Annotated in this window: 16 protein-coding genes, 13 tRNA genes, 3 rRNA genes and 1 other annotated feature; of the genes, 30 read left to right on the top strand and 2 right to left on the bottom strand. The window is 44.9% G+C overall.

The window, feature by feature from the left end:
* Positions 1-621 precede the first annotated feature (621 nt).
* The 5 genes from C8268_RS22660 to C8268_RS07775 all read left to right on the top strand — a co-directional run bounded on the left by C8268_RS22660 (position 622) and on the right by C8268_RS07775 (position 5,366).
* Complete coding sequence (locus C8268_RS22660; protein WP_158702699.1) at positions 622-783, top strand: hypothetical protein; 162 nt, start codon at positions 622-624, stop codon at positions 781-783.
* 681 nt (positions 784-1,464) lie between these two features.
* Positions 1,465-2,157 carry a phosphoadenylyl-sulfate reductase gene (locus tag C8268_RS07790; protein WP_106767136.1) on the top strand — a complete coding sequence of 231 codons (693 nt, stop codon included), beginning with the start codon at positions 1,465-1,467 and terminating at the stop codon, positions 2,155-2,157.
* 35 nt (positions 2,158-2,192) lie between these two features.
* Entirely contained in the window at positions 2,193-3,362 is a 1,170-nt protein-coding gene (gene sat / locus C8268_RS07785) for a sulfate adenylyltransferase (protein WP_106767135.1), read from the top strand.
* Positions 3,363-3,433: 71 nt separating this feature from the next.
* The gene (cwlD, locus tag C8268_RS07780) at positions 3,434-4,207 is read left to right on the top strand and encodes an N-acetylmuramoyl-L-alanine amidase CwlD (protein WP_106767134.1); all 774 of its coding nucleotides are present in this window, start codon (positions 3,434-3,436) and stop codon (positions 4,205-4,207) included.
* Positions 4,208-4,274: 67 nt separating this feature from the next.
* Entirely contained in the window at positions 4,275-5,366 is a 1,092-nt protein-coding gene (locus C8268_RS07775) for an Mrp/NBP35 family ATP-binding protein (protein ID WP_106767133.1), read from the top strand.
* Positions 5,367-5,472: 106 nt separating this feature from the next.
* Here C8268_RS07775 and gerD read toward each other — a convergent pair whose 3' ends face one another.
* Positions 5,473-6,192: a spore germination lipoprotein GerD gene (gene gerD / locus C8268_RS07770; protein ID WP_106767132.1), complete on the bottom strand. Its 720-nt coding sequence runs from the start codon at positions 6,190-6,192 to the stop codon at positions 5,473-5,475.
* 126 nt (positions 6,193-6,318) lie between these two features.
* On the opposite strand from gerD, the gene C8268_RS07765 reads away from it, so the two are divergent.
* Positions 6,319-6,912, top strand: a complete 594-nt coding sequence (locus C8268_RS07765) for a KinB-signaling pathway activation protein (protein ID WP_106767131.1) — start codon at positions 6,319-6,321, stop codon at positions 6,910-6,912.
* 140 nt (positions 6,913-7,052) lie between these two features.
* On the opposite strand, the gene pdaB is transcribed toward C8268_RS07765, so the two are convergent.
* Positions 7,053-7,856, bottom strand: a complete 804-nt coding sequence (gene pdaB, locus C8268_RS07760) for a polysaccharide deacetylase family sporulation protein PdaB (RefSeq protein ID WP_106767130.1) — start codon at positions 7,854-7,856, stop codon at positions 7,053-7,055.
* Between the two features lie 92 nt (positions 7,857-7,948).
* On the opposite strand from pdaB, the gene C8268_RS07755 reads away from it, so the two are divergent.
* From C8268_RS07755 to glmM, 24 genes are all read left to right on the top strand, one after another.
* On the top strand, positions 7,949-8,560 hold the full coding sequence (locus C8268_RS07755) for a stage II sporulation protein M (RefSeq protein WP_106767129.1): 612 nt from the start codon (positions 7,949-7,951) through the stop codon (positions 8,558-8,560).
* A 211-nt stretch (positions 8,561-8,771) separates the two neighbouring features.
* Positions 8,772-9,002 carry a hypothetical protein gene (locus C8268_RS07750; RefSeq protein WP_106767128.1) on the top strand — a complete coding sequence of 77 codons (231 nt, stop codon included), beginning with the start codon at positions 8,772-8,774 and terminating at the stop codon, positions 9,000-9,002.
* Positions 9,003-9,325: 323 nt separating this feature from the next.
* Positions 9,326-10,686, top strand: a sequence feature (mutual gap in cmsearch alignment for this rRNA model is longer than 100).
* Positions 9,590-9,706, top strand: a 5S ribosomal RNA gene (rrf, locus tag C8268_RS07745). Its footprint overlaps the feature before it by 117 nt.
* A tRNA-Ile gene (locus C8268_RS07740) sits at positions 9,716-9,792 on the top strand.
* A tRNA-Ala gene (locus tag C8268_RS07735) sits at positions 9,888-9,963 on the top strand.
* Positions 10,184-12,620, top strand: a 23S ribosomal RNA gene (locus C8268_RS07730).
* Positions 12,621-12,773: 153 nt before the next feature.
* Positions 12,774-12,890: ribosomal RNA gene (rrf, locus tag C8268_RS07725) — 5S ribosomal RNA — on the top strand.
* A gap of 9 nt (positions 12,891-12,899) precedes the next feature.
* Positions 12,900-12,975 (top strand) — tRNA-Asn (locus tag C8268_RS07720).
* Positions 12,976-12,978: 3 nt separating this feature from the next.
* Positions 12,979-13,054 (top strand) — tRNA-Thr (locus tag C8268_RS07715).
* Between the two features lie 12 nt (positions 13,055-13,066).
* Positions 13,067-13,141, top strand: a tRNA-Glu gene (locus C8268_RS07710).
* A gap of 65 nt (positions 13,142-13,206) precedes the next feature.
* Positions 13,207-13,282: transfer RNA gene (locus C8268_RS07705), tRNA-Val, on the top strand.
* 57 nt (positions 13,283-13,339) lie between these two features.
* Positions 13,340-13,414: transfer RNA gene (locus C8268_RS07700), tRNA-Gln, on the top strand.
* A gap of 68 nt (positions 13,415-13,482) precedes the next feature.
* A tRNA-Lys gene (locus tag C8268_RS07695) sits at positions 13,483-13,558 on the top strand.
* Positions 13,559-13,572: 14 nt separating this feature from the next.
* Positions 13,573-13,656 (top strand) — tRNA-Leu (locus tag C8268_RS07690).
* Between the two features lie 5 nt (positions 13,657-13,661).
* Positions 13,662-13,736 (top strand) — tRNA-Gly (locus C8268_RS07685).
* A 6-nt stretch (positions 13,737-13,742) separates the two neighbouring features.
* Positions 13,743-13,819, top strand: a tRNA-Arg gene (locus tag C8268_RS07680).
* 20 nt (positions 13,820-13,839) lie between these two features.
* A tRNA-Pro gene (locus C8268_RS07675) sits at positions 13,840-13,913 on the top strand.
* 10 nt (positions 13,914-13,923) lie between these two features.
* A tRNA-Gly gene (locus tag C8268_RS07670) sits at positions 13,924-13,997 on the top strand.
* 280 nt (positions 13,998-14,277) lie between these two features.
* Entirely contained in the window at positions 14,278-17,064 is a 2,787-nt protein-coding gene (gene ppc, locus C8268_RS07665) for a phosphoenolpyruvate carboxylase (RefSeq protein WP_106767127.1), read from the top strand.
* A 248-nt stretch (positions 17,065-17,312) separates the two neighbouring features.
* Complete coding sequence (gene sigW, locus C8268_RS07660; RefSeq protein ID WP_106767126.1) at positions 17,313-17,882, top strand: RNA polymerase sigma factor SigW; 570 nt, start codon at positions 17,313-17,315, stop codon at positions 17,880-17,882.
* Positions 17,883-17,998: 116 nt separating this feature from the next.
* Complete coding sequence (locus C8268_RS07655) at positions 17,999-18,613, top strand: zf-HC2 domain-containing protein (protein WP_106767125.1); 615 nt, start codon at positions 17,999-18,001, stop codon at positions 18,611-18,613.
* 199 nt (positions 18,614-18,812) lie between these two features.
* Positions 18,813-19,643, top strand: a complete 831-nt coding sequence (gene cdaA, locus C8268_RS07650) for a diadenylate cyclase CdaA (protein WP_106767124.1) — start codon at positions 18,813-18,815, stop codon at positions 19,641-19,643.
* Entirely contained in the window at positions 19,636-21,078 is a 1,443-nt protein-coding gene (locus C8268_RS07645; protein WP_106767123.1) for a CdaR family protein, read from the top strand. Before cdaA ends, C8268_RS07645 begins: the two co-directional genes overlap by 8 nt.
* 35 nt (positions 21,079-21,113) lie before the next feature.
* A complete protein-coding gene (gene glmM / locus C8268_RS07640) occupies positions 21,114-22,454 on the top strand; it encodes a phosphoglucosamine mutase (RefSeq protein WP_106767122.1) in 1,341 nt (446 codons plus the stop codon).
* Positions 22,455-22,713: the final 259 nt, after the last annotated feature.

The following is a 22,713-nucleotide window of genomic DNA, read 5'->3' as shown; positions in this document are numbered from 1 at the left end:
TAAGATGATAGGGTGCAGGGCGGGGATTTCTCCCCGTTCCTGCGGTGTCTCGGCCTCTTACGGTGCTAGCGTAAGGGGCTTTTACTTTAGCCTCCGGTTTTTTCGCTTGGACGATTGATAGTTAAGCCAAGCCGTTACCAAGTTAATTATAGCCGTTAGCAGAAGTACGATTTCAATCAGCCCCATCGTCTTATCCTCCTTTCCGGAGTGCTTACCGCACCCTCTATGAATATGTTACCATGATACTGTATTGCTATCAATACATAATACAAATTAAGTCGCTGATTATCGGCGGCTTTTTGTATTTAGGAGGGATAACATGACCTGTATTGTTGGTATCGAGCATGAGGGAAAAGTATTCATTGGTGGAGACAGCGCCGGGGTAGGAGGCTTGAGGCCTAACCGTTCGTTATGATGAGAAGGTGTTTTCTAAGAGTGAATTCATTATGGGTTTTACCTCATCGTTTCGTATGGGTCAGTTGCTAAGGCAGTGCCTAAAGGACGGTGGATAGTCACGGGGACGATACAACATTGTTGAAATATTTGGTATATTATTGATGGTGATTTACAAATCTGATAAAAGAAGAAAGTCCGGACAATCGTTCTACATGGGGGTTCTAAATGATAAAAAAGATGGATATTGGTTACTTCATTTTGATTTTATTTACTATCGGTGTGGGTATTTATAAAATTATGTATCAAGATGGATACCACTTTTTCTTTGGTATATTCTTAATCATGCTTTCGCTTGTCGGTATTATCTTAACTATTATAGAACGTTAGAGTGGGATGAAGTCGCTGATAAAGCGGCTTTTTTTGTATGCTAGTCACGTGTATAAGAGATGTGAGTCAGAAGATCGGAAATCAAGAACATGATTGTTCATGACATTAGGCTCGCTTCGCCGATCTTTTGCATATAATGAACGATATAAGAGTATAGAAAATAAATGATGAATAAAAAAATACAAATTTTGCTTCGTCGATGAGAATTAGGAAAAGTGATGCTAATATTCCGATTGCATTAAATATTATTAATGCTGAAGATATTTTTTGAGCCCTTTGCGAATGCCCAAAAGAATAAAATAAATGATTACATTGATTGGTATGCAAAGAAGCAAAAAAATGAAAAAGTAAAAAAACCATTCGTTCCTGTCTGGAACTTGCAAGTCCCATGTGGCAATTATTATGGCTTGCGCTATAAATATAATGGGTGTTGTTACATACAGTTGAAATAATAATTCTTTGCTTTTTGACATGCATGATATCTCCTTTTTGGTATCAGTCAAAGGTTCTCCTTAATGAAAGACTTTTCTTTTAAATTTTAACAGAACCAATTCATACGATAAACTCGTCCTTATTTGCGGTCCTGTATTGACATTTATTAGGAATCCATTATACTGTACTTAATTCATACTATTTACATGGGATTTAATTGATTTATAAAAATGAAGGGGCTGAATAACTTTGAATTTGCTTGAGAAAGAGGATTGGATTAAGGACAGAGCTGTTCGATTCGAACAGGCTTCCGCTGACGAAATTATTGCAGAGGCGATCGAAACTTTTCCTAATCTGACGTTTGCCTGCAGCTTTGGTGCTGAGGATGTTGTTTTGGTAGACATACTTCAGAAGATCAGCCCGTCTACTGACATTTTTTATTTGGACACGGACTTTCATTTCCAGGAGACATACGATACACGGGATCGATTACAGCAACATTATGGAAAAGAGTTCCTTCGCGTTTCTCCTGTCCTGACTCCCGTAGAACAGGCTGAACAATATGGTGAAGCACTGTGGAGCACCAACCCTAATCAATGCTGTGGTATTAGGAAGGTTGAGCCTTTAACCCGCATTTTGTCTCAATATGATGCATGGATTACGGGGATACGGCGCGATCAGGCACCAACCCGTGCGAATGCGAAAAAGGTCGAGTATGACCAAAAATTTGGTTTGGTGAAATTCAACCCGCTTGCCGATTGGACGAATGATGATGTTTGGCAGTATATTCGTGCTCATGATGTGATTTATAACCCTTTGCATGACCGTAATTACCCAAGCATCGGCTGCAGCTATTGCACACGTGAGGTTCTTCCAGGAGAGGACCCAAGAGCAGGACGCTGGTCAGGGAATGAGAAGACGGAATGTGGACTTCATAAATAAAAAAGCTTTTTTATAAAAATGCAGGAGGTACTTATATGACATCCATACGGCCGCACGGTGGGACGTTGATTCAAAGATTAGTACATGAAGAAAGACGGGCTGAGTTATTCACTGTCGTAAATCAGTTGCCTCATATTCTAATAAATACTTGGACGATATCCGATCTGGATTTAATTGCTGTCGGGGCATTTTCCCCTTTGAAGGGGTTTATGAACAAAGAGGACTATCAATCGGTGCTGAATTCAATGCGGTTGTCAGATGGTACGGTATGGAGCATCCCTATTACGCTTGCAGTCGATGAAGGAATCGCTGCACAGCTTTCCGTTGGAGACCGTGCCGCCCTTGTAGGGGAGAGTGATGGTGTCATCTATGGCGTGATCAACGTGGAGAGTATTTTTCAGGCAGATCAACATGAAGAAGCTATTAAAGTATTTAAAACGGATGACCCGAAGCATCCAGGCGTACAAAAATTGTACGAACGTTCTTCGATCTACGTTGGTGGTCCTGTAGAGGTCATTCATCGACCCCAGCCAGAAAAATTCAGACAGTTTTACTATGATCCAGCTCAGACAAGGGCTTATTTTCAAAAACAGGGCTGGAGGACAGTCGTTGGATTTCAGACAAGAAATCCGGTTCACCGGGCACATGAATACATTCAAAAAAGCGCAATGGAAATCGTGGACGCCCTATTTCTGAATCCGCTGGTTGGTGAAACGAAGTCGGATGACGTTCCTGCGGACGTTCGAATGAAAAGCTATTTAACGCTGCTGGAACATTATTATCCTGACAACAGAACGTTCTTAGGTGTGTTTCCCGCTGCGATGCGATATGCAGGTCCAAGAGAAGCGATATTTCATGCGATCGTACGAAAAAATTATGGATGTACGCATTTTATTGTTGGCAGGGACCATGCTGGAGTAGGGGATTATTATGGAACGTATGAGGCACAGGAAATATTCAGCCAATTTGAACCGGAAGAACTGGGGATTACACCGCTATTTTTCGAACATAGTTTTTTCTGCACGATATGCGGTGGAATGGCTTCGAACAAAACTTGCCCTCACGACAAAGACCAGCATTTGACTCTTTCAGGAACCAAAGTCCGTGGATTGCTTCGCGAAGGAAAATGCCCGCCACCTGAGTTTACCCGTCCCGAGGTAGCTCAGATTCTAATCGAAGGTATGAAGCAGAGTATTCCAATATAATGAAAGGCATATTTGTCCATCTTGTCCCATATTCATGAAGTACAACAATATGGGGACGAGGTGGGTTTTTTATGTCCAAACCGGGATCAGACAAAGTAACGCTATGGATATCGTTGCGACGGATCAAACAGGTATTGTTTGGCACAGGCTTGCTCATTTTATTGATCACCGTAGTGTTTTATGAGATTCCGAGTGCTAAAACGGCAAAGTACTGGAGTCTGCCACTTGCAGGCAAAGTGATTGCGCTGGATGCGGGTCATGGAGGACCTGATGGCGGGGCGGTCAGCAAGAAAGGTGTTATTGAAAAAGATATCAATCTTGCGGTAACACTTTATTTGCGAGATTATCTTCAACAGGCAGGCGCTTTGGTTGTCATGACAAGAGAAGGGGACTACGATTTAGCTTCCGAGAGCACAAAGGGCTACTCCAAGCGTAAAACGGAAGACTTAAAAAATAGAGTCCGACTCATCGAGGACAACGATGCCGATTTATTTATCAGCATTCATCTGAACAGCATCCCTTCCAATCGCTGGAGCGGGGCACAAACCTTTTATCCCAAAGATAAAATGGATAGCAAAAATTTGGCTGAGCTCATACAGGCTGAGTTAAAGCGTAATTTGGAGAATACACAGCGCGTGGCTAAAAGCGATGATCAAGTGTTCCTTCTTCAAGCGCTGCGAATTCCAGCTGCTCTGGTAGAGCTGGGCTTTCTATCCCACCCTCAAGAGTCAGAGATGCTGCGTGATGAACAATATCAAAGAAAAGTGGCTGCGGCTGTGTATAAAGGTATTTTGCGATATTCAGCAGGAGAGGATGCGAATCTGTCGGCAAAAACAGTGAAGTAATGGTATAATAGATAAGAATTAAGATATTCAGATTTAGCCATTACATAGAGCTGAGGTGCTGATTGTCATGCTAATAAGTAGAGAGCAGGTACAGGAAGTTTTACAGCCGATCCAGGACCCCGAAACCGGAAGAAGTCTGATCGAGTTGCAGCGAATTCGCGATATTGTGGTTAAGGAAAGTACAGTAAGGCTATCTGTATTTTATAGCAGTGAAGAACAGAAACTGCAGCTTGACGCGCAGATTCGTGAGTTGCTGCAGGCTCTTGGAGCGGAAGAAATTCATATTCGAATGCGTCCTTGGGTTAATCCGGCTGACCCCGATCCGTATAGCCGTGAGAAGCTTACCAAAGGGCATGCTGCAGGAATGCAAACGGATATTATAAGTAAGGACTCCGGAGTTCATTTTATAGCTGTAGCTAGTGGTAAAGGTGGCGTTGGTAAATCAACCGTTACTGTCAATTTGGCCGCTGCTTTGGCTAGGCAAGGTAAAAGGGTCGGTTTGATCGATGCTGATATTTACGGATTCAGTGTACCGGATATGATGGGCATTGAAGAGGGGCCGAACGTTACTGATGATGGCATTATTATTCCAGTGGAGCGCTTTGGAGTAAAAGTGATGTCGATGGGCTTCTTTATTCGAGAGAACAGTCCGGTCGTATGGCGTGGTCCTATGCTTGGCAAAATGCTGCGTCAGTTCTTTGAAGATGTAGGCTGGGGAGAGCTGGATTACATGTTGCTTGATCTTCCGCCTGGAACCGGGGATGTAGCGCTCGATGTTCATCAAATGATACCGCATAGTAAAGAAATCATTGTAACAACTCCTCATGCTACTGCCGCTTTTGTTGCCGCCCGGGCCGGGGCAATGGCTATTCAGACAGAGCATGAAATTTTGGGTGTTGTCGAAAACATGGCTTATTATAGCTGCTCTCATTGCGGGGAAAAGGACTATGTCTTTGGACGCGGCGGCGGGGGTAAACTAGCTGAAACGCTGCATACAGAGCTGCTTGGGCAGCTGCCGCTTATGGGTGCGGATAACCTTCCGTCAGATCCTGATTTTTCTCCATCCGTATATAGAGTCGGCACAGAATGTGCTAATATCTATGACGAGATCGCCGTGAAAATATCCAGCAAATGCGAAGGCTCAGCTTCCAATTCGTGATATATGCTGTTCAAATGGAAAAGCTCCCTGATTCAAGGGAGCTTTTTTTAAAATGTAGGAACATGAGAACTGGTTTCTTAGCGGGCAGGCCTCATAGTCATATGAATTAACCACCACCGCCAGCGCCGCCGCCGCCTTCACTGCCACCGCCGCCGCCAGTTTCTTTATTTTCCCCTTGACCGCCTTCTTGGCCTCCTTGACCGCCGCCCTGCTGTCCTTCTTTTTCAACTTTTGGCTGCAGTTCGTCTTTTACAACGGTTTTAAGGAGCTGAAGAACCTCCATCCGGAATAGAGGGTTTTGCATGGCTTCTTGCATAACGGTCATGGATTGTTTACGGTAGTCGGGTGTCTTTGTCAAATCGAGAAATGACTTCATAACCTCAGGCGATTTCATAATATCCTGCACGGATTTTTGATATGTTGGATCTTTAATAAGCTGCATATGAAGCTTTTTGGTCTCTGAACTGATCGCTTTTGCGAAATCGCCAGCAAATTGAGGATCTGTCATTATTTTTTCCAGTTCCTTTTTATACTCTTCAGACACGAGTGTGTCCTTTACGGCTGTACGAATTTGCTCACCAGATTGCGCTTTAATCATATTCATGTTCATAGTACTGCTGCCGCCGGAGGGTTCGCCCGAATCACCCTTGAGTGCTTCTTCGACCGCCTTTTTTCCCTCATCGGTTTTTAGGATATCAACAACCATAGACTTTATTTCCTTATATCCAAGCTGCTGGGATGAATATCCTTGATCGGAACCGCAAGCGGTAAGGAGTAGGGCAGCCCCACAGAAAATAATACATAAACGAAATAACGGCCACTTCATTACCGTTGTCCTCCTTTGATGGGATGCTACCGATAGTATGTGATGGAGTCGGAGAAATATGTCTTAACGGGAATGGTTTTTTATTGTGAACGTTGGTAAAATAATGACTTGTGGGGGTGGGAGCATTTGAGCTTACGAAAGTGGGCAAGATTATTTTGGAAAACGATGCTCGTTGGAGCTGTTGGTGCCGTAATTGCGGGATTGATATTACAGTTTTCCACAGGTACGATTGAGTTCAAGGGTACACTTGATATGCTGATTTATCCATTAATACTGCTTGGATATGGGGCTTTGGTCAGCGTGTATTCGCAACTGGGGTTCTTCGCCTATCTTACCTTGAATTATATGGGGAATGGGGTTTTTAAAAGAAAGACCTGGGAGTACATACAATTGGTATTGTCTGCGCTTGCGCTTTTGGAACTCATGTTTTTCCGTACTTTTGTGGGCGGGGAACATAACCTGACGTGGGATGTTGCCTTAGGAATCGGTATTTTGACTACTGCAATCATTGTTACCTATTTTAAAGTGAAATTAACAAACATCAGAGCACTTATTCCTACCATGTTCTTCATGCTGGCAGTCACCATCCTCGAGATTATCGGAGTGCTGAAGATTGGAGTCAATAACGCCACTGTATTTATTATCATCCCTTTACTTGCGTGTAATGCTTACCAGATATTGATACTGCATAAAGTAGCAAAAGACGAAAAAAAGAGCTAATTTCAAAATTAGCTCTTTTTCTCAACACTCGAACAACATCCATTCAGCATTTAATGAAACAAGATCTTTTTCGAAAAACGCTCTTCATCCTTACTGCAGGACATCAGAAGGCGTTTTTTCTTAACTAATAATAACGTCAACTATAGACCGGCTGCATCTTCAATATCCTTCTGGAGCATCGCCTGATCACGGACTTCTGAACCTTTGGCGCTGCTTTGCTGCAGAAGATCCGTAACCGTAACGAATTCGTATCCTTTATTACGTAGCTCATCAATGATTTGAGGAAGTGCCTCATGCGTTTGCTTGGCGGAATCACTCGCGTGAAAAAGAACAATATCTCCAGGATGTGCTTTGGAAACAACACGATCTACAATTTGTTCAACCCCGATGTTCTTCCAATCCTGTGAGTCTGTTCCCCACTGAATTACGGTGTAATTAAGACTGTCAGCGATGTTTAACACTCTTTTGTCAAAATCTCCATTAGGCATTCGAATCAAATTCGGTTCCTTACCCGTTAATGAGGTTAAAATAGTATGAGCTGATGTAATCTGTTTACGTATTTCTTCATCACTGAGGGTGCTGTAATTGTCATGCTTAAAACCGTGGCTTCCGATTTCATAACCGCCTTCTTTGATTTTGTTCACAATATCCGGATGGCTCTTGCTCCAAGGAGCTGACAGGAAAAAGGTTGCTTTTGAAACACCCTTGTCTTTCAGCACTTGTAAAATAGGCTCTGCACGTTTTTCACCCCAGCTGATATCAAAGGTTAGGGCAATCTGTTTTTTGTTTGTAGACACATTGTAAACTGCTGAAGGCGAGCTTTCAGAGAAGACGGAGATGTTGTCACTTTCTACATAAATGACACCTACAGCAAAAATCGCAGCGGCAAATACGAAGAAAAACCTTTTTATTTTCTTGCCGTTTAGTACATAGAAAAAATTCATTTGATAGCGCCCCTCTCCTTTCGAATGCAACTGCTTGTTTACTTAAAATCTATGCTCGTACTTTTGAGTTATTACTGTTAAGGAGGCAGGACATGTTTCGTTTTCGTACTTTTATCAAAGATTTGTCTTCAATTCGTGTTTCGCTGATCATTTCAGCCTTGCTGTTTGCAATGGGAATCACAGTAGGATGGGTTCAATCCGGAGCTATACAAGAGCTTATTTTAGAGGAAATCAAGAAATTGGGCGGGATAAGCAAGAAATTGATGCAATCTGAAGCTCCCGAACTCAGCTTTTTTATAATTATTTTTCTTAATAATAGTATCAAGAGTATTCTCGTATTGTTTTCAGGGATCTTGTTTGGAATTTTTCCAATTGTATTTCTGGTGATGAATGGTCTGTTTATCGGTTTTCTGTTGAATTTGGAGCACACCTTGGGGGGAAACCTCAGTGAAATGATTTTTAAGGGTCTACTTCCCCATGGCATTATTGAAATTCCTGTTTTATTGATTGCTGCGGCGTACGGTTTGTCCCTTGGGGGGCTCGTATTTAAAAGCATTGTTGCAAGAGATGGCAGGGGGAGCGGGATAAGCGGCAACTGGAGAGACTTTGGGCGCAAGTCGGTAACAGCTTCGTTGTGGATAGTGGTGCTTTTATTCGTTGCTGCTGTAATCGAAAGTACAATAACGTTGTGGCTCATGTCATAATTTTCCCGAAATATGAGCATACCTAATAAAGCGGCTTTGGTCGTAAACAGACCAAGGCCCTTAAAAGGGCATGATATACGGACTGAATAAAGAACAGGCACATTTCCGTATTCATTCGGACAATAAATAAACGACTATACATAGCTCTAAGGAGCCAAACTTAAATACTTGATTTACAGTATCGGCGGTACAATCAAAAGGAGGTCCTGTAATGCTGGGAATGCTATTTAATGAAAAAGAGTGTAAAGAACTGGATTATGTACTGCGAAAAGAACTCGATGAAATGCTGCTCGATTTGAGTGATCAACGCCTTGATCAAAATATTCGGCATGCGATTGCCAACCGATATAAAACGATATTTAGAATGTATGCAAGGTTTGCCCCACCAAAAGAGTTGTCCAAATATGCGCGTAACGGGAAGTTTCCGCAAATCAAGCATTAATTTTGAGAAAAGGTATTGACGAAATTAGTTTTAATGTGGTAAATTAATTTTCGCTTCCTTTTTCAAAGAGGATGCCGCCAATCGGCGGCTTTAATCTTTTAAAAACATCGCAAAAAACTTTTTTAAAAAAAAGACTTGCAAAGTTACTAGGAAGTATGATATATTATAAAAGTCGCCGCTGAGATACAGCGAAGACGAAAAAAAGTAGTTTTGACCTTTGAAAACTGAACAACGAGTGAGTTAAACCGATCTTGCTTTAGCGAGATCATAGAGAAGTAAAATTCTCGTCAGTTTTTCTATAATGAGCTAATCGCTCTTTCAATTTATTGGAGAGTTTGATCCTGGCTCAGGACGAACGCTGGCGGCGTGCCTAATACATGCAAGTCGAGCGGAGTTTTTAAGGTGCTTGCACTTTAAAAACTTAGCGGCGGACGGGTGAGTAATACGTAGGCAACCTGCCCTGAAGACTGGGATAACTACCGGAAACGGTGGCTAATACCGGATAATTTATTTTNGGCTGACCGCAAGGTCGCCGATCAACTCACTCGTTGGTCAGTTTTGAGAGGTCAATCCTTTCATATAATGCGTTTGGTGGTGATGGCGGAAGGGTTCCACTCGTTCCCATCCCGAACACGACCGTTAAGCCTTCCAGCGCCGATGGTACTTGGACCGAAGGGTCCCGGGAGAGTAGGACGCCGCCAAGCGCAGCATATGGGCCCTTAGCTCAGCTGGTTAGAGCGCACCCCTGATAAGGGTGAGGTCGGTGGTTCGAGTCCACTAGGGCCCACCATATAAATACTAACTTCATAAGGTAAGTAACGGGGTTACCGGAAAGTAATCGGAATAAACCTTGAAACCATACTTCACTTTTTGGGGTGAAATTATGGGGCTATAGCTCAGCTGGGAGAGCGCCTGCCTTGCACGCAGGAGGTCAGGGGTTCGATCCCCCTTGGCTCCACCATAAAACCTTTTGATCCTTGAAAACTAGATAACGAAACGAATTTGCGAATTAGAAATATCCTTTTAGCTGAACTTGTGTCAAGTAATTGACCAAGGAAGTAAAAAGTAGCACGCGAAAGATTCGTGACAGGTGATCCTTTGAGAGCTTGTTTCATCCTTGGTCATAATCCGATCAAGAAACAAGCGAACAACAGAGCGCATGGCGCGAAACTTGAGCAACAGGTTAAGCTACTAAGAGCACACGGAGGATGCCTAGGCGCTAGGAGCCGAAGAAGGACGTGGCGAACAACGATACTGCCTCGGGGAGCTGTAAGCAAGCTTCGATCCGGGGATGTCCGAATGGGGAAACCCGGCTGATGTCATAGTCAGTCACTACTGCCTGAATACATAGGGCAGTCAGAGGCATACCCAGGGAACTGAAACATCTAAGTACCTGGAGGAAGAGAAAACAAGAGTGATTCCGTCAGTAGCGGCGAGCGAACGCGGAACAGCCTAAACCAGAGAGCTTGCTCTCTGGGGTTGTGGGACGTTCCACATGGAGTTACAAAGGAATACATTAGATGAAGAGGTCTGGAAAGGCCCGCCAGAGGNCACGAGAGTTTACAACACCCGAAGTCGGTGGGGTAACCCTTTAGGGAGCCAGCCGCCGAAGGTGGGGTAGATGATTGGGGTGAAGTCGTAACAAGGTAGCCGTATCGGAAGGTGCGGCTGGATCACCTCCTTTCTATGGAGAATCGTTCTCTGCAACGAGAACATTCAAATACAGGCTGACCGCAAGGTCGCCGATCAACTCACTCGTTGGTCAGTTTTGAGAGGTCAATCCTTTCATATANGTTGGCTTAGAAGCAGCCACCATTTAAAGAGTGCGTAATAGCTCACTGGTCGAGTGACTCTGCGCCGAAAATGTAACGGGGCTAAACACACCACCGAAGCTATGGCTTGATGCATTGCATCAGGGGTAGGGGAGCGTTGTGTACAGCGTTGAAGGTGTACCGTGAGGAGCGCTGGAGCGTATACAAGTGAGAATGCCGGTATGAGTAACGAAAAGATCAGTGAGAATCTGATCCGCCGAAAGCCCAAGGTTTCCTGAGGAAGGTTCGTCCGCTCAGGGTAAGTCGGGACCTAAGGTGAGGCCGAAAGGCGTAATCGAAGGACAACAGGTTGAAATTCCTGTACCACCGTAAACCGTTATGAACGATGGGGTGACGCAGGAGGGTAGTGACGCGGACTGATGGATGTCCGTCCAAGCAGTGAGGCTGATGTGTAGGAAAATCCGCATATCGATAAGGCCAGGCTGTGATGGGGAGTGAAAATTGTAGTAGCGAAGGTCATGATCTCACACTGCCAAGAAAAGCCTCTAGTCAGGTGAAGGTGCCCGTACCGCAAACCGACACAGGTAGGCGAGAAGAGAATTCTAAGGCGCGCGGAAGAACTCTCGTTAAGGAACTCGGCAAAATGACCCCGTAACTTCGGGAGAAGGGGTGCCCCGGTAGTGTGAATAGCACGAGGGGGCCGCAGTGAATAGGCCCAAGCGACTGTTTAACAAAAACACAGGTCTGTGCGAAGCCGTAAGGCGAAGTATACGGGCTGACGCCTGCCCGGTGCTGGAAGGTTAAGGGGAGTGGTTAGGAGGCAACTCCGAAGCTATGAACCGAAGCCCCAGTAAACGGCGGCCGTAACTATAACGGTCCTAAGGTAGCGAAATTCCTTGTCAGGTAAATTCTGACCCGCACGAATGGCGTAACGATTTGGGCGCTGTCTCAACGAGAGATCCGGTGAAATTTTAATACCTGTGAAGATGCAGGTTACCCGCGACAAGACGGAAAGACCCCATGGAGCTTTACTGCAGCTTGATATTGGATTTGGGTACGATCTGTACAGGATAGGTGGGAGCCTAGGAAACAGGAGCGCAAGCTTCTGTGGAGGCGCCGTTGGGATACCACCCTGATCGTATCTAGGTTCTAACCTAGTGCCGTGATCCGGTACGGGGACAGTGTCTGGTAGGCAGTTTGACTGGGGCGGTCGCCTCCTAAAGAGTAACGGAGGCGCCCCAAGGTTCCCTCAGAATGGTTGGAAATCATTCGAAGAGTGCAAAGGCAGAAGGGAGCTTGACTGCGAGACCTACAAGTCGAGCAGGGACGAAAGTCGGGCTTAGTGATCCGGTGGTACCGCATGGAAGGGCCATCGCTCAACGGATAAAAGCTACCCTGGGGATAACAGGCTTATCTCCCCCAAGAGTCCACATCGACGGGGAGGTTTGGCACCTCGATGTCGGCTCATCGCATCCTGGGGCTGAAGTAGGTCCCAAGGGTTGGGCTGTTCGCCCATTAAAGCGGTACGCGAGCTGGGTTCAGAACGTCGTGAGACAGTTCGGTCCCTATCTGTCGTGGGCGTAGGAAATTTGAGAGGAGCTGTCCTTAGTACGAGAGGACCGGGATGGACGTACCGCTGGTGTACCAGTTGTTCCGCCAGGAGCACAGCTGGGTAGCTACGTACGGACGGGATAAGCGCTGAAAGCATCTAAGCGTGAAGCCCCCCTCAAGATGAGATTTCCCAATTTAGTAAGACCCCTTGAAGACGACGAGGTAGATAGGTTGGAGGTGGAAGTGCAGCAATGCATGGAGCTGACCAATACTAATCGGTCGAGGGCTTATCCAATAAACACCCCAAAAAGTGAAGCGAAGCTTTGGAGCAACGCCGAATACTTTGGCGGGGCCCGGAAAGATCTTAGGATCTGAAGGGAAAAGCTACGGATTCTAATAACGCAAATAGTTTCGTATCTAGTTTTCAAGTGATCAAACACTTGAATCGTTTGGTGACGATGGCGGAAGGGTTCCACGCGTTCCCATCCCGAACACGACCGTTAAGCCTTCCAGCGCCGATGGTACTTGGACCGAAGGGTCCCGGAAGAGTAGGACGTTGTCAAGCGATATATATTCCCTGATAGCTCAGTTGGTAGAGCACTCGACTGTTAATCGAGTTGTCACAGGTTCGAGTCCTGTTCGGGGAGCCACTTGCTTCCATAGCTCAGTAGGTAGAGTGCATCCATGGTAAGGATGAGGTCACCGGTTCGATCCCGGTTGGAAGCTCCACTTCTAAAATACGGCCCGTTGGTCAAGGGGTTAAGACACCTCCCTTTCACGGAGGTAACAGGGGTTCGAATCCCCTACGGGTCACCATTATTTTACTTGCTTCAGGGGATGAGAATCCCAAAGGTTCGTCGAAGCATGGAGATTGATTATACGGAGACTTAGCTCAGCTGGGAGAGCATCTGCCTTACAAGCAGAGGGTCGGGGGTTCGATCCCCTCAGTCTCCACCATAGTTTTAATTATGTTCTGTTGAGAAATGGGACAGACTATAAATAGTTACTTATTATTGGGGATTAGCCAAGCGGTAAGGCAACGGACTTTGACTCCGTCATGCATAGGTTCGAATCCTATATCCCCAGCCACTTTACTCTTTAATAAGTAAAGTAAGGCTTTTGAAGGTGTCGATTGTTTGTTCGGAACCTTTAAATGCGAGCCATTAGCTCAGTTGGTAGAGCACCTGACTTTTAATCAGGGTGTCGAAGGTTCGAGTCCTTCATGGCTCACCAGTGGTTTTACTCGTGCGCGTGTGGCGGAATTGGCAGACGCACTAGACTTAGGATCTAGCGTCTTTGACGTGGGGGTTCAAGTCCCTCCACGCGCACCAGGTTTGCGGACGTGGCTCAGTGGTAGAGCATCGCCTTGCCAAGGCGAGGGTCGCGGGTTCGAATCCCGTCGTCCGCTCCATAATTAGCGCCCTTAGCTCAGCTGGATAGAGCGTTTGACTACGAATCAAAAGGTCGGGAGTTCGAATCTCTCAGGGCGTGCCATTTTTAATCTTCTTAAATATCGGGATGTAGCTCAGCTTGGTAGAGCACCTGGTTTGGGACCAGGGGGTCGCATGTTCAAATCGTGTCATCCCGATTGTTAATCTGCGGGTGTAGTTCAATGGTAGAACTCCAGCCTTCCAAGCTGGTAGCGTGGGTTCGATTCCCATCACCCGCTCCATACATAAATCAGACATCACAGCGTGTGATGTTTTTTTACATATTGGTACAATAGTCCTGCAAAGTATCAGTGTGTTAAAGTCATTAGACGGTGGCGATGAAGAGAAAATCATGATATATATAGCTATGTCGTAGGAATTTCCATCAAGAAAACGTTTTATTTTGTCGAATTAGCGAATTTTTTCAGCTGGAAAGTAAAGATTTTCGGGCGCATTTATTGTATTATATTAGGAAGGCATAAAAAGATAAACTGCTGAACGGGTTTAGATGGGAGGAGTAGTATGACTGAACTTACTGTAACCGCAAAGAGCAATTCCATTAATCTGCTGCGACGTGATGTGCGGTTCCTGGGGAATATTCTCGGGGAAGTTCTTGTCCATCAAGGGGGCAATGAGCTTTTAGATTTAGTTGAAAAGATTCGGGAGACCAGCAAGTCATTACGTTCCGTATTTTTGCCTGAATTATTTGCAGATTTTAAAAGGATTATAAGCACGCTGGACGCGGACAATCGACATCAAGTTATCAGAGCGTTTGCTATTTATTTTCAACTGGTTAACATTGCAGAGCAGAATCACCGGATTCGCCGGAAACGAGACTATGAACGTTCTGCAGGTGAGAGTGTCCAGCCAGGTTCCATTGAAAGTGCAATCCAGGATTTGAAAGAGCGCAGTTTTACGTACGAAGAAGTTCAAGGCATTCTCGAAAGCCTCTCTTTAGAGCTCGTTATGACCGCTCACCCGACAGAGGCGATGCGACGTGCCATTCTCGACATCCATAAAAGAATTTCAGAGGATGTTATGCTCCTTGACAACCCAACGCTTACTTTTCGTGAAAGAGAACAACTTCGGGATAAGCTTCTTAATGAAGTGATAACACTCTGGCAAACGGATGAATTGCGTGACCGCAGGCCAACGGTATTGGATGAGGTTCGGAACGGAATGTACTATTTTCATGAAACGCTGTTTCACATTTTGCCAGAAGTTTATCAAGAGCTTGAGCGCTGCCTTACTAAGTATTATCCTGGTCATCATTGGCATGTACCGACATATCTCCGTTTTGGTTCATGGATCGGTGGAGATCGTGACGGCAACCCTTCGGTTACAGCAGACGTAACTTGGAAGACACTAGAGATGCAGCGTAAGCTTGCAATCCGGGAGTACCAGCGCATTTTGAAAGGGCTTATGAAAAATCTAAGCTTTAGCACAACGATCGTTAATGTGTCTGATGAGTTAAAGCAATCGATTCAGAAGGACCGTGAGAACGTAACGCTGAAGAAGATGGAAATTTGGCACAATGAGAAAGAGCCATACCGTATTAAGCTTGCTTATATGCTTGCCAAAATTGCTCATGTGTTGGATGACGATATGACCGGAGGAGAATGTTACCTTTCACCGGAAGAGTTTATTGAAGACCTGCATATTATTGACCGCAGTTTGCGGCATCACTATGCTGACTATGTGGCAGATACTTATCTTAAGAAACTTATCCGTCAAGTTGAGTTATTCGGGTTCCACACGGCGACACTGGACATTCGACAGCACAGTCAGGAGCATGAGAATGCAATGACTGAAATTTTGGCCAAAATGAACGTTGTGGATAACTATTCAAAGCTGGAAGAAGAAGAAAAGATTGAGCTTTTAAATAGCTTGCTAAATGACCCACGTCCGATCATTACTCCTTTTCAAGAGTATAGTGATAGCACCAAAGAGTGCCTTGAAGTTTATCGTACGATTTATCAGGCACAAAAAGAATTCGGTGAAAGATGTATCACCAGTTATTTGATCAGTATGGCAGAAGGCGCCAGCGATATATTGGAAGTTATGGTGTTTGCGAAGGAAGTCGGGTTGTTCCGCAAGGATAACGATGGATCTGTTAAGGCAACCCTTCAGGCTGTTCCTCTATTTGAAACGATCGAGGACCTTCATGCGGCGCCGGATATAATGCGTCGTCTGTTTAACCTCCCGATTTATCGGGAAGCTGTGAAAGCGATGGAAGATCTTCAGGAGATTATGCTAGGTTATTCAGACAGCAATAAGGATGGCGGTGTTGTAACGGCTAACTGGAAGCTGCAAGTTGCGATGAAGGAAATTACTGCGGTTGGTGAAGAGTTCGGTGTGAAGCTGAAATACTTCCATGGCCGTGGAGGTTCACTTGGTCGCGGTGGTATGCCGCTGAACCGCAGTATTTTGGCACAGCCGGCTAATACGATTGCCGGTGGTATCAAAATAACCGAACAGGGCGAGGTTATTTCCTCACGTTATTCTTTGAAGGGGATCGCATACCGCAGCCTTGAGCAGGCAACTTCAGCGCTGATTCGCGCATCGATCAATGCTCGCTTGCCTCAGGAAAATCCTCATGAGAAGGAATGGGAGCGAATCTCTTCAGAGATTTCATCTGTCTCTCAAAAGAAATACCAGGATTTAATTTTCCGTGATCCGGATTTCCTGAGCTTTTTTAAAGAATCTACACCGCTTCCTGAGGTTGGTGAGCTGAATATTGGGTCTCGTCCTTCCAAGCGTAAGAACAGCGACCGGTTTGAGGACCTGCGTGCGATTCCTTGGGTGTTTGCATGGACTCAAAGCCGTTACCTGCTTCCGGCCTGGTATGCAGCGGGTACGGGCCTACAGAGCTTCTATCAAGGTAATGATGAAAACCTGAAGGTTCTGCAAGAGATGTATTTGAACTATCCATTCTTCACATCCATGATTGATACGTTGCAGATGGCGATGGCCAAAGCCGATCTGATTATTGCGAAGGAATATTCACTGATGGTTAAGAACGATGTAGCTAGACAGCGGATATTCGGGTTAATTAAAGAAGAATTCAAACTTACGAAGGAAATGATTCTCAAAATTACAGGTCAGCAGGAAATTCTGGATAATCAACCGGTATTGCAGGAATCAATTCGTCTTCGCAATCCATATGTTGACCCGTTAAGTTATCTGCAAGTACAGCTTCTTAATGAACTGCGTACACTTCGTGAGAAAGGCGATGACGACGTGGAGCTGCTGAGAGAGGTCCTATTGACGATCAATGGTATCGCTTCAGGACTTCGTAATACAGGTTGATACGTCAAGTTATCATATTGGATCAGGGATAGTCACAAGTGAGGTTCCCTTGGGGAGCCTCGCTTTTTGCATTGTCGTTTCATTGTGATCAGTAAACTGTAATAAAGGTTGTCAGAATTGTAACAGAGATCGATGCAACAACACTTTCTTTTTTGAATTTTGTTGCATTTTCTAATAAGTTGAATTACGATTTGAATAATGCTTATTAGGACCTTAGACGTTACCCATCAGACTATTCTGGGGGAATTATGGTGGACAATTTAGATGTGAGATTGGCAAAGCTGGCCCAAAAAGGGGATCAGCGTGCTTTTGCTGAAATAGTAGAGTTATATAAAGATAAAATTTTTCATTTGGCGTACAGGATGCTGAATAACCGGCATGAGGCCGAGGACATCGTTCAAGAGACCTTTTTACGTGTATACAAAAATCTGGATCGATATGATGTGAATCAGAAATTCTCGACATGGATTTACCGAATTGGGACCAACCTGTGCATTGACCGATTACGGAAGCGGAAGCCTACTTACTCTCTTGATGCGGATATAAATGATCAGGAGGGAATGGACGGTTACTCCATGTTACCAAGCGATGATCACACACCGGAGTCAGAAATGCTGATCTCAGAAACACAGCAGATTATTCATCAGGCTATTGACTCTCTTCCTGCAAAATATAAGACGATTATGATTTTGCGATATATACAGGACATGTCGCTTCAGGAGATTAGTGACGTGCTAACTTTGCCTGTGACGACCATTAAGACAAGAGTTCATCGCGGGCGTGAATTTTTACGTAAAAAACTGGAATTTAAATTATAAGTTTTTGAAAATAATGAAACATCGCCGGCTCCCGTGCGTATGAACATTTAAGCAAGTCTTATGCCCTTCATAGGGAACAGACCCAGCAAAGAGATTTAACGAAAGGACTGGCTCATATGGATTGCAAATTGGCCGTCTCTTTGATGCACGAATATCTGGACAATGATTTGCCCAGACAGCAGCAGCTGGAACTTAAATCCCATTTGCTGCAATGTGTTGACTGCCGGAACAGGTTTGAGGAGTTGGAGAAGACAGACATGCTTCTGTATTCCTTGACCCATCATCCCACTGGGCCTTCTGAAGAACTGACGGATCGCATCATGGGAATGCTGCCTAAGGAAAAGCAGCCAAAACCTTGGATAACCTGGGTGAAAAATCATCCAGCTATTACGGCAGCGGCTCTGTTTTTGGTCGTCATGCTCTTTAGTACCGTCAGTTTTTGGAACCAGGAGAATCAACTCATCGTTAAAGGTAGTGAACTCGACAAGCTTATAATCGAAGGACAGACGGTTATCGTTCCACCAGATCAGACCATTACGGGGGATATTACCGTAGAGAATGGAGAGGCCCAGGTTTTCGGGGAGGTTCTTGGAAATCTCACTGTTATTGACGGAGAGCTTTTTCAAGCCTCTACGGCCCATATATCAGGACAAGTGAAGGATATAGACAAAGCAATGGATTGGATCTGGTATAAGATTACCAATCTGTTTTCGGATGTCGCTTACCGCTAAGATGAAGTTTGCATCAACATGAATAACGGCGCCTCTTTTCTCCGGAAAGATGGCGCTTTTTTTGTGGTTTTTGTTATTTTTGTTATCATGGTAAAGAGCTCGACTTGCATCGAAAGGATTAACGTTATAACCTAGATAGTGTAGAGCACATACTACCTATAAAGAAGCAACGTTATTAAGCAATGACGGGGGTTGCAGTATGGAGTATTTTGCGGACTTAACCTGGCAAGAGTCCATTAAGAATATTATCGATATACTTATCGTTACCTATATAATTTATCATCTGATACTGCTAGTCCGTGGCACTCGAGCTGTTCAGCTGTTGAAGGGAATTCTCGTCTTAGTGCTGATCTGGGCGCTTAGTACATGGTTTGACCTATATACACTGAAATGGCTCATGAACCAGATTTTCACATTTGGTGTGTTTGCCATTTTTATCATCTTCCAACCGGAATTAAGGCGCGGGTTGGAACAGCTTGGTCGAGGGAAATTATTCGGCAAGTCGGGAGACATAGATGAAGAGACGAATAAATTAATCGCCGAAACGATTAAAGCGGTAAATTATTTATCACGTAGAAAGATCGGTGCATTGATCGTATTTGAGCGAACAACCGGTTTGAATGAATATGTAGAATCCGGTATTCCAATGCGGTCAGAGATCAGTTCGGAGTTGTTTATCAACATTTTTATACCGAATACACCGCTTCATGATGGTGCTGTAATTATTCAAAATAATCAGATTGCAGCAGCCGGATGTTATTTACCGTTGTCTGAGAATCCTTTTATTAGTAAGGAGCTTGGAACCCGGCACCGTGCAGCTATTGGGATCAGCGAGGTAGGCGACGCGATTTCCGTGATCGTATCTGAAGAAACGGGGCAGGTTTCCCTTGCCATTAACGGGCAAGTTGTCCGTGATATTAAGGAGGAATCTCTAATATCCAAATTGTATGAAGAGTTACGTCCTGCCGCATCCATAAAGGAAAAACGTGTGCTTTTCTGGAAACGGAAGGGAGAAGGCCGTGATGGATAAATGGATTAGGAATAATACTGCAAGTAAACTACTTGCACTTGGAGTTAGTATTATATTGTGGGCTATGGTTCATATGGACAGCGGTACAGCTGTTCCACCGACAACATTTTATGAGACTAGAGTTATCGAAGGTGTTCAAATTCAGACCTATGGATTTGATGATAGTGAGTATGCGTTAACAGGGATTGATAAGGATCGTGTAAATCTTGAAGTAAGGGGTAAGCGATCTAATATCATGCTTTTCACAGATGATTATAAAGTAAAGCTGGATTTAAGCGGTGTAAAAGAACCGGGCACACACACTCTTCCACTGACGTTTTCAGGTCCATCTGGGGTGGAACTCGTTTCCATGGAACCATCCATGGTGACGGTTACTGTAGAAGAACGTATGACGAATCCTTTTAATGTAACGATCGGGACAAAAGGAGAGCCAGCCAAAGGCTTTCGTGCTGGTGAACCAACGACCATTGAACCAGGAACCGTAAACGTTACTCTTCCTGAATCAGAGCTTGCTACAGTGGCTCAGGTGAGGGGAACTGTCGATCTGGACGGAGCCAAAGAGAATGTCGTCGAGAAAAAGGTGAAGCTTACGGCTTATAATAACGAAGGGGAAGCGATGGAGGATGCGATTATTGAGCCTTCTTCTGTAGCTGTGGAAATACCGGTGGAAGCTACATTTATTACAGCTCCTCTTCAGGTGGAATATACCGGACGTCTGCCTGATGATCTCGTTATTTCCAAGGTGAACCCGAAGGTCAAAGAGGTCAAGCTGTACGGAAGTAAAGAAGTCTTGAACGGAGCCAGACCTTATGTAGGGGTTACTGTTAATTTATCAAATATAAAAGATTCCGGGACTACGGTTCTTACGGCAGACTTGACTCCGCCTGAAGGCTTTGAGAAAATCGAGCCTAGTTCAGTTGAGATCGAGGTGACCGCCGCCTCGCATGGTGAAAGAGTGGTGGAGGGAATCCCTGTTACCTTAAAGGGGGTTCCTTCCGGGATGGAGGCTACCATCACGGACCCTAGAAGTCAAACCATGTCAATGACTTTGACGGGGGCACCGGATCAGCTGAACAGCCTAACGTCAACAGATATAGGATTGGTTGCCAATGTAGCCGGTTTAAAGGCCGGTGTGCATGAAATACCGCTTCAGGTCACGCTGCCCAATTTTATTAATCGGGTAGACCAGAAGCGGCTTGTTGTTAAAGTGGAGTTGAAGGAGATCGATCGGCCGGTGACCACTAAGCCCACCAAGCCAAATGAAGGCAAAGATAACGATAAGCTGGATGATCCTGAAGAAAAGCCTGACTCTGGCAGCGAGGACACACCGGAAAATAGTGGTGAGGGGAATGATCAAGCCGGTACCGAATCTTCCTCCGGAGAGGGAAAGGAAGAGGCCCCGTCAGGGAGTGGAAATGAATCATCAAACGAATGACAATGTGAAAAGTAGATAAAAGGAGATAAACAAATATGGGGAAATATTTTGGAACAGATGGTGTTAGAGGGGTTGCCAATAAAGAGCTCACTGCTGAATTAGCATATAGCATTGGGCGTTGTGGGGGATATGTTCTTACAGGGGATAAGGAGAAACCAACCGTTGTTATCGGTATGGATACGCGTATATCCGGTGCTATGCTCGAATCTGCTCTCGTAGCTGGGTTGCTGTCGATCGGCGCGCATGTTATTCGCTTGGGCATTGTATCCACGCCGGCAGTCGCTTATATTACCCGATTGCTTAAAGCAGATGCAGGGGTTATGATTTCCGCTTCACATAATCCAGTTGAGGATAACGGGATTAAATTTTTTGGCGGTGATGGCTTTAAACTGTCCGATGAAACGGAATTGAAGATTGAAGAGCTGATGGATGCGGATACGGATGAGCTTCCTCGTCCAGTAGGTAAAGATTTAGGCGAAGTGGTTGTTGATAATGAATCCAAATATAAATATTTGGAATATCTGAAGACAACGATCAGCAAGCGTTTTGATGGTTTGAAAGTTGTTTTGGATTGCGCAAACGGCGCAGCTTATGAACTCGCCCCGAAATTATTCCGCGAGCTGGGAGCTGAAGTCATTGCTATAGGTGCAGAGCCGAATGGCTTGAACATTAACGATGAATGCGGATCGACGCATCCGGAGCGTTTGAAGGAAGAGGTCGTACGTCAGGGGGCTGACTTGGGTCTGGCTTTTGATGGTGATGCAGACCGGTTGATTGCGATCGATCATACAGGTGAAGAAGTGGATGGCGATTACATTCTTTGTATTTGCGGTGAGGCTATGAATCAGGCAGGCAAATTGAAGGAAGGTACCATTGTATCTACTGTCATGAGTAATATAGGTTTTTACAAGGCATGCGACACACTGAAGCTGAAGACTGCCAAAACGGCTGTAGGCGACCGGTATGTTATGGAGGAAATGCGCCGCGGAGGTTATAATTTGGGCGGGGAACAATCCGGTCATGTTATTTTCCTGGATTATAATACAACAGGCGATGGTATTTTGACAGGTATTCAGCTTGTAGATACAATCGTATCCTCTGGGAAACGTCTGAATGAGCTTAAGCGCAGTATGCGAAAATACCCGCAAGTACTTGTTAATGTTCGCGTAGGCGATAAGAGCAAATATGAAGGAAATGCGCAGATCGAAGCAGCGATTAAAGAAGTGGAGCAGATTCTTGGTGATAATGGACGAGTTTTGGTTCGTCCTTCAGGAACGGAGTCTTTAATTCGCGTGATGGCGGAAGGTCCAGACAAGGAAGAACTGGATCGGTATGTAGCCCAGATCGCTGATGTGGTAAAAAAGGAGCTTGCGTGAGTCGCAAGTTGGATTTTAAAGGGAAATAGGGCTGGATCTTGATTGGGCCGGTGGGACTATAACAACAGTTCCATCGGCTTTGTTATGAGGTTTTATATGATAAGAACACAAGTAACTGGAAGAGAGGCCCAGTTGCAATACATCTGCTGGATGAATATAATATAAAAATGTTATTCAAAGATAGAAAGTGAGGGTTGTAAGGTTATTATGCAATACAAGCGCCAGAGCTTGATGCTGCGCGGGAAGGGCTGAATGCAGG

It is taken from the genome of Paenibacillus faecalis (assembly GCF_900289175.1).
In the GTDB taxonomy this organism is placed as follows: Bacteria; Bacillota; Bacilli; order Paenibacillales; family Paenibacillaceae; genus Paenibacillus_AQ; species Paenibacillus_AQ faecalis.
Note: the sequence above shows the minus strand (reverse complement) of the source record. Positions and strands in the feature narration are given on the sequence as shown.

What these genes read in the sequence shown, in the direction of transcription:
- C8268_RS22660 (WP_158702699.1), top strand. Translation starts at nt 622, where the DNA reads ATGATAAAAAAGATGGATATTGGTTACTTCATTTTGATTTTATTTACT.
- sat (WP_106767135.1), top strand. Translation starts at nt 2,193, where the DNA reads ATGACATCCATACGGCCGCACGGTGGGACGTTGATTCAAAGATTAGTA.
- cwlD (WP_106767134.1), top strand. Translation starts at nt 3,434, where the DNA reads ATGTCCAAACCGGGATCAGACAAAGTAACGCTATGGATATCGTTGCGA.
- C8268_RS07775 (WP_106767133.1), top strand. Translation starts at nt 4,275, where the DNA reads ATGCTAATAAGTAGAGAGCAGGTACAGGAAGTTTTACAGCCGATCCAG.
- gerD (WP_106767132.1), bottom strand. Translation starts at nt 6,192, where the DNA reads ATGAAGTGGCCGTTATTTCGTTTATGTATTATTTTCTGTGGGGCTGCC.
- pdaB (WP_106767130.1), bottom strand. Translation starts at nt 7,856, where the DNA reads ATGAATTTTTTCTATGTACTAAACGGCAAGAAAATAAAAAGGTTTTTC.
- C8268_RS07755 (WP_106767129.1), top strand. Translation starts at nt 7,949, where the DNA reads ATGTTTCGTTTTCGTACTTTTATCAAAGATTTGTCTTCAATTCGTGTT.
- C8268_RS07750 (WP_106767128.1), top strand. Translation starts at nt 8,772, where the DNA reads ATGCTGGGAATGCTATTTAATGAAAAAGAGTGTAAAGAACTGGATTAT.
- ppc (WP_106767127.1), top strand. Translation starts at nt 14,278, where the DNA reads ATGACTGAACTTACTGTAACCGCAAAGAGCAATTCCATTAATCTGCTG.
- sigW (WP_106767126.1), top strand. Translation starts at nt 17,313, where the DNA reads ATGGTGGACAATTTAGATGTGAGATTGGCAAAGCTGGCCCAAAAAGGG.
- C8268_RS07655 (WP_106767125.1), top strand. Translation starts at nt 17,999, where the DNA reads ATGGATTGCAAATTGGCCGTCTCTTTGATGCACGAATATCTGGACAAT.
- cdaA (WP_106767124.1), top strand. Translation starts at nt 18,813, where the DNA reads ATGGAGTATTTTGCGGACTTAACCTGGCAAGAGTCCATTAAGAATATT.
- C8268_RS07645 (WP_106767123.1), top strand. Translation starts at nt 19,636, where the DNA reads ATGGATAAATGGATTAGGAATAATACTGCAAGTAAACTACTTGCACTT.
- glmM (WP_106767122.1), top strand. Translation starts at nt 21,114, where the DNA reads ATGGGGAAATATTTTGGAACAGATGGTGTTAGAGGGGTTGCCAATAAA.